Raw genomic sequence first — 6746 nt, 5'->3', positions numbered from 1 at the left:
TGTCATCGCCCTGGTCGCCATACAGCGTGTCATCGCCGTCATCGCCATAAAGCTGGTCATCATCAATGCCGCCGTAAAGCAGGTCATTGCCGGTGCCGCCGTAAAGCGTGTCATCGTCGTCGCGGCCATAGATGGTGTCATTGCCGTCGCCGCCGAAAAGCAGGTCGGTATTGTTGTCCGGCCGCTGGTCGGTTTCATCCGGAATGTCGAGGACTTCACCCAGGCTGCCGTCAAGGCCGCCATAGATCAGGTCATCTCCGGCGCCCCCGATGATCGTATCCGCACCCTCACCGCCGACCAGGGTGTCATCGCCCTCGCCGCCATAGACCAGATCGGCATCAAAGCCTGCATAGACCAGGTCATTGCCGGCGCCCCCGAAGATGGTGTCGGCATCGTCACCGGTCAGGATCGTGTCATTGCCAGCGCCGCCATAGACCAGATCGCGGTCATTGTTCGGGTCGGTATCAGCCGGGTAGCTGATGGGCAACGGGCCGGGATAGTCGATATCCGGCATGGGGTTGACGTAATTCGAGGTGTCGATGAAGTCATCGCCGTCGCCGCCATAAGCGGTGTCATTGCCGATGCCGCCGAAAATGGTGTCATTGCCGTCATCGCCGCTGAGCAGATCATCGCCCGGGCCGCCATAGAGATGGTCATCCCCCAGGCCGCCATAAACGGAATCATTCCCTTCGCCCGCGCGGACGGTGTCGTTACCGACACCTGCATAGATGCGGTCGTCATTCGGGCCATCGCCCGGGATAATCGCATCGCCGGCATCGACCTCGTCGCCATCGGCATCGACATAGCCCGGCCCGATATCATCATCTCCATCGGTGCCGATGATGATACCATCATTGCCCGGGACGGTGGTGTTCGGGGTCACGGTGATGTTGATCGTGGCGGTATCGGTGCCGCCATTGCCGTCCGAGATCTCGTAGCCGATCTCGGCAGTGCCGGTGAAGCCCGGGTTCGGGGTAAAGCGGATGCCGCCATCGGGCAGCAGCTCGACCGTACCATTTGCCGAGGTTGGCGTGCCGGTCAGCGACAGCGTATCGCCATCGACATCGGTGTCATTGGTCAGCGGATAGACCACGACCGGCGTGTTGGTGGTGGTGGTGGCGCTGTCATCATTGGCCACCGGATCGTCATTCACCGGATTCACGGTCACCGTCACCGTGGTCGAGGAGGTCAGCCCGTCCGGATCGGTGATCGTATAGGTGATGGTGTCTTCGCCGTTGAAATCGGGGTTAGGACGATAGGTCAGAACGCCGTCATCGCCGATCTCCACCGTGCCATTGCCGGCGCTGGCGCCGGTCACGGTCAGGGTGCCGCCTTCGGGATCGGTGTCATTCGCAAGGACATGGATATCGACCACGCCATCCTCATCCACCTCGGCGGTGTCGGGATTGGCGACCGGCGGCTCGCCGACCGGATGGTTGTCAACGGAATCCGAGACCCAGAACTGGCCAACGGTGCCCTGGAAATGCTCGGTCACTTCGGGGTTCAGCGAATCGCTGGCTGTCTCCTGGCCGCCACCGAGGATCCAGGGCTGGCCGTAATCGGCCATCACCAGGGTCACATCGGGCGAGGTCGGCTGCGAGCTGACCGAACCGGTGGTGGTATTGGCGACATTGAGCTGGCCGCCGGCGCCGCCTGCATCCCAGGAGAAGGTCAGGTCGATGCTGTCGCCGGGCGAGAAAAAACCCGGGCCGGTGGTGTAGACGGTCTCGCCCGAGCCGCTTTCGCTGGTCACGACAACCGCGCCATCCGGGGTCACTTCGATGCGGAAGCTGCCCTCATTGTCACCGGCCGTGTCCCGCGACACAACCGTCTGATTGGCGGTCAGCGGGTCGCTGGTCGGGGTAAAGCTGATCCCGACGGTGCCGGTGGACAGCTGGAAATCCATATGCGGATCGAACTTCACATAACCGGTCTGCCCGTCGAGCACCAGGTTGCCGCCGCTGACGCTTGCATTGCCGGTGAGGCCGCCGTTTTGCTCGCCATGCGAAGGGGCTTCGTCACGGATGAGGTGCGTCGTCGGTTCTTCGAAGGTGTAAAGTGCGATTACAGGCATCTCAGTTCCTCGTCCTTCCGACAACGTGATCCGTCGCCGCGAAAACCCATCCAGAGGCGGTCGGAATTGACCGCCAAAATAGCTCCTGCAACGGGCACAATCGCACGTTAAACCGTGCTAACCCGCCGAATGGAGGTGGATGGGATGAGGGGGATGCCGGTCTGCAAAAGACCTGCCCGCAAAATTGCAGGATTCCGGAAACCCGGGAACGGCAGCACTCTCGTCACCACGCGGTGCCTTGCGGCACACCACCAACATACGACCGCCCCCACGGCCCATACGTCTTGCAGCTGACGATCAATATCTAGCTTTGCTTTCCCCCGGAGTGAAGCGGAAAAGGGGCGGAATGGGGCGAGAAGGTGGCCATCAGACGGCCAAAATCAGTTCCGGAAGGCGAGTAGGCCCGAAAGCCAGGCAGCGCCATTGTTTCCAAAAAAATAACAAAACCACGCGAGATTTCGGAAAATTCCTGTAAAATTCGCTGAGAAGTTTCAGAATCCGGGCTTTCCGGGGGTGCCCTCCGCAGGAAAGAGCGGATTTGTTGCCCGATCAGGAACGGCCCGGCACACCTATAGCGCGAATTAACCATTCGGCGAAATCCGAGCGAGAATGTGTTCATCCTGTGTTGCTGCGTTGCCAAAGGCTGATCAGTAGCCCGGATTCGAAGCATTAACCGCCTCAGAACGCAACATTACCCAAGGGAAACCTGACGAATCATCGGCCGTATCCCGGCCTCTGCCCCGCCCTCCTGCCCGAAATTCGCCTTGATCCAGGCGGCAGGCCGCCTGGGTGATTCCCCTGGCTGTCTTTACCGGCGCTTCGGTCAGGCTTACGGGGGCTGCCCATGCCGCCCTGCCCCGCCAGCGCTCAGATCACGCTGCGGATCGCGAAGCTGGAATTGATCCGCGTGACCCCCGGCAGGCGCGACAGGATCTCTTTATGGATGCGTTCATAATCGCCCGGATTCTCGGCCTCAAGATGCAGGAGGTAATCCTCCTCCCCGGTCATCAGCCAACACTGCCGGATCTCGGGATGCTTGCGGACCTCGGCCTCGAAGGCGTTCAGGATCTCTTCGGTCTGGCGCGAAAGGCTGATCCGCACGATCACCACATGGCGGTTTTCCGAGGCCAGGCCGGCGACCAGCGCGGTATAGCCGCGAATGATGCCGCTTTCCTCCAGCAACCGCACCCGGCGCAGACAGGCCGAGGGCGAAAGCCCCACCTCGGCTGCCAGCGCCACATTGGACATGCGGGCATCGCGGCGAAGCGCCCGAATCAAGGCGCGGTCGATGCGGTCGATCCCTGACATGAAATTGCGCACTACGCCCGTTTGTTTCACCAAAGGCCAAATAATCGCATAAAATTGCGCCAATCAACAGGACATTCGGTCAATGATCAACGACCATCCGGGAATATCGACATATTGGCCAGGAGTGGGCGCAAGATCCGCTCCGGCAGCAGGGGAAGTGAGAGATGAAGGTCATCGTTCTGGGCGGTGGGGTCGTGGGGATTACTTCGGCCTGGTATCTGGCGAAAGCCGGCCATGAGGTCACGGTGATCGACCGCGAGGACGGCCCGGCGCTGGAGACCTCTTTCGCCAATGCGGGCGAGGTGTCCTTTGGCTATTGCAGCCCCTGGGCGGCGCCCGGCATCCCGATGAAGGCGATCAAATGGGTGATGATGGAGCATGCGCCGCTGATCCTGCGGCTCAAGCTCGACACGAAGATGATCTCCTGGCTGTTCAGGATGCTGCGGAACTGCACGGCCTCCCGCTATGCGATCAACAAAAGCCGGATGCTCAGGATCGCCGATTACTCGCGCGAGAGTTTCGCCCAGATCCGCCAGGAGACCGGGATTCAATATGATCACCAGATGCTGGGCACCTTGCAGCTCTTCCGCACCGAGGCGCAGCTGGAGGCCTCGGCCAAGGATGTCAAAGCGCTGAAGGCCGATGGCATCCCTTGCGAAATCCTTGATCCGGCGGGCTGTATCGCGGTGGAACCGGCGCTCGCCCATGCGAAGGACCGCATTGTGGGGGGGCTGCGCACGCCGCTGGATGAGACCGGCGATTGCTTCAAATTCACCAATGCGCTGGCGGCGCTTTGTGCGGAAAAGGGTGTGACCTTCCGCTGGGGCGAAACGATCCGGCATATCGAGACCGAAAACGGCCGCGCGACCGGCGTTGTGACCGACAAGGGGCGCGTGACGGCCGATGCGGTGGTGGTCAGCCTTGGCAGCTTCTCGCCGCAGATGGTCAAACCGCTGGGGATCGACCTGCCGGTCTACCCGATCAAGGGCTATTCGCTGACCATCCCGATCAGTGACGAGGCCCGCGCGCCGCAATCGACCATCATGGACGAGACCTACAAGATCGCGATCACGCGCCTCGGCGACCGCATCCGCGTCGGCGGCATGGCGGAAATCTCTGGCTATAACAGCCGTCTGTCGGAAAAGCGTCGCCGCACGCTGGAACATTCGGTGATGGATCTCTTCCCCGGCGGCGATCCGAAACAGGCGAGCTTCTGGACCGGGATGCGTCCGATGACGCCGGATGGCACGCCGGTGATCGGGCCGACAAAGGTGCAGGGCCTGTTCCTGAACACCGGTCACGGCACGCTGGGATGGACGATGAGCTGCGGCTCGGGGCGGGTGCTGGCGGATCTGGTCTCGGGGCGCGCGCCGGAGATCGACGCGAAGGATCTGGCGATCAGCCGCTATTCCTGAGGGCGCGCCCCTTCGGGGCGTTTTCGCCTGCGGCGGGAAAGGTCAGGAAGGGGGCGCCCCTTCGGGGCGCTTGCGCCTGAGGCGGGGGTATTTCCACCAACGTGGCGCGGAGAGCGGTCCGGTCGGAGCCCTCTCGGATGCTGTCCCTGCAAGGCGATCAGGATCGCGGCGGGTGCCGGACCGGGGGAGGAGGCTGCCGGCACGGGTTCAGGGCCAATAGCGATGCGGCGCGATCTGCATGCGGGCGTCGTGCCCCTTGCGGGCAATCGCGTACGGGCGGGCGATGGCGTAGGGGCGATGGCGCAAAAGGATCGCCGGACAGAGCCTCATTTTCTTGCCCGGACCATGCATTTTTCGGGAGCGCTATGGCAACCGGAGATGCCCTTTTCTGGTTCAGGCGAAAGGCCTGATCCTGCCCGGCACGGAGCATTAAGCCCCGGCAGTTCCAGACCCTGGCCAGCCTCGCCACACGGGCGGTGTGATGTCATGCGCTGTCTGATGCCCCTGAGACTGCCCTCCTTACGCCAACCCGGCCCCGAAACGGATTCGTCCAGAGGGTTAGGAGCGCCCCTGTTATCCGTGGCTCTGCGGAAACCCGACGAAATTGGCCCTGATATTGTGCCGCGGCCAGGATCACATCGCGGGCCCCGGCAAGCACAATCCTCCGACCCGTGGCGGCGGACAGGTTTGATCGCTGTGCCGCCGTGAGAGGAGTTGGTGGCCTGGCGGCATCGGGCAGGCTCAGGCCGGACGACGACAGGGTTCTGATTGCAGGGTTTCGCACCTGAACGCCCGCCGCAGAACACGGTTCCGCCCCCCCCTGCCCCGGCCTGCCGATGCCGATACCGATGCCGATGCCGATGCAAGGCACTGCCAAAGTGAGTGAAACAGGGTAAATGGCCCGGATCGTCCATCCGGGCCATCGGGTTTGACATCGCTGCCGCCCGGGCTCAGCCCGCGCAACCGGCGTCGATCAGCGCGATCAGGCGCTGGCCACTTAGCACCGCGCCATCGCCGGCCTCTTCAGCAAGGGCGCGCGCGTGATCTGCGCGGGCACTGCGGCTGCCGTCGCACAGCGCCTCAGGGCCGGGCCGCGTCGCGTTCGCGCAGCCAGCGACGGGCAGCATCAGGATCATTGCCCACAGGCTCTGCCGCATCCATCCGCCGGCGTGTCTTCGCATAATTCGCCTCACTTTCCGCCTGTACTGCCTTGCGCGCCGCTGCGCGCCCCCGCCACCAGCCGATCAGCGCCATCAGCGGCGCCAGGGTCAGCCCGAGAACCGCCGCCAGCATGCCCGTCATCGCTGCCAGCCGAAGCGGAGTGCCAGCGCATAGCCTGCCTCGGCCAGCGCGCCGATCACGGCACCGATCATCAGCGCCAGATCCGGGTCCAGCGCCATTTCGCGCCCAAGACCCGCATCAATCACGCCGTAAGCCACCAGCGCGCCCGCCACATAGCGCGCGAGAATTCTGGCCAGAACTGCCGTCATATGAAGCTCCTGTTTTTGATCGGGAAAATCCGGGTGATCAGCACAAGGATCGCGGCAATTACCCCGCCACCTGTGCTGACCTTTTCAGCCACGACCGGCGCCGTGATCAGCGCGCGCAGCCGGTCGCCGGTCTCGACAGCCGTGCCCGGCGCCGCCATGCCCGGCAGCCAGGTCACATCCCATTTGCCACGCTGTACGATGCCCAGCGTGGGCTGCACCTCGGCATGGGTCAGCACCGTGCGCGGCGTGACTGGGATGCTGTAACGCGCGCTGAGCGTGCGGCAGAGCGCCGCCAGCGCCGTCAGCTGCGCCCCGGTGATGGGCGCAGTGCCAGAGCGGAACGGCCGCTCCACCGCGCCCGACATTGCCGCCAGCGCGACGCCGATGCTGCCGGTATTGCAATTCAGCGTATGGGCCGCATAGGCGCCTTTGACCAGCCGCCCGGCATTGGCCGAGACC

At 63.5% G+C, this 6746-nt stretch carries 7 protein-coding genes; 1 reads left to right on the top strand and 6 read right to left on the bottom strand.

Features of this window, described 5'->3' with window-relative positions; all coding sequences use genetic code 11:
• On the bottom strand, positions 1–2074 hold a 2074-nt coding region (locus DRF71_RS02170), incomplete at its 3' end, for an Ig-like domain-containing protein (protein WP_112308967.1).
• 867 nt (positions 2075–2941) lie between these two features.
• Complete coding sequence (locus DRF71_RS02165; RefSeq protein WP_112309924.1) at positions 2942–3382, bottom strand: Lrp/AsnC family transcriptional regulator; 441 nt, start codon at positions 3380–3382, stop codon at positions 2942–2944.
• Positions 3383–3546: 164 nt separating this feature from the next.
• Between DRF71_RS02165 and DRF71_RS02160 the strand changes: the two genes are divergently transcribed.
• Positions 3547–4797 carry a D-amino acid dehydrogenase gene (locus tag DRF71_RS02160; RefSeq protein WP_112308966.1) on the top strand — a complete coding sequence of 417 codons (1251 nt, stop codon included), beginning with the start codon at positions 3547–3549 and terminating at the stop codon, positions 4795–4797.
• Between the two features lie 207 nt (positions 4798–5004).
• Here the strand turns inward: DRF71_RS02160 and DRF71_RS28960 are convergent, their stop codons facing one another.
• The 4 genes from DRF71_RS28960 to DRF71_RS02145 form a co-directional block, all read right to left on the bottom strand.
• Complete coding sequence (locus DRF71_RS28960) at positions 5005–5127, bottom strand: hypothetical protein (protein WP_269814321.1); 123 nt, start codon at positions 5125–5127, stop codon at positions 5005–5007.
• A gap of 750 nt (positions 5128–5877) precedes the next feature.
• Positions 5878–6099 carry a hypothetical protein gene (locus DRF71_RS02155; RefSeq protein WP_112308965.1) on the bottom strand — a complete coding sequence of 74 codons (222 nt, stop codon included), beginning with the start codon at positions 6097–6099 and terminating at the stop codon, positions 5878–5880.
• Positions 6096–6287: a hypothetical protein gene (locus DRF71_RS02150; protein ID WP_112308964.1), complete on the bottom strand. Its 192-nt coding sequence runs from the start codon at positions 6285–6287 to the stop codon at positions 6096–6098. Before DRF71_RS02150 ends, DRF71_RS02155 begins: the two co-directional genes overlap by 4 nt.
• Positions 6284–6746, bottom strand: a 463-nt coding sequence (locus DRF71_RS02145) for an N-acetylmuramoyl-L-alanine amidase (RefSeq protein ID WP_157970987.1), incomplete at its 5' end; no start/stop codon positions are given. The genes DRF71_RS02145 and DRF71_RS02150, both read right to left, overlap by 4 nt.

It is taken from the genome of Pseudogemmobacter bohemicus, from assembly GCF_003290025.1.
Classification (GTDB): Bacteria; Pseudomonadota; Alphaproteobacteria; order Rhodobacterales; family Rhodobacteraceae; genus Pseudogemmobacter; species Pseudogemmobacter bohemicus.
This window is presented reverse-complemented; position numbering and strand designations above follow the sequence as displayed.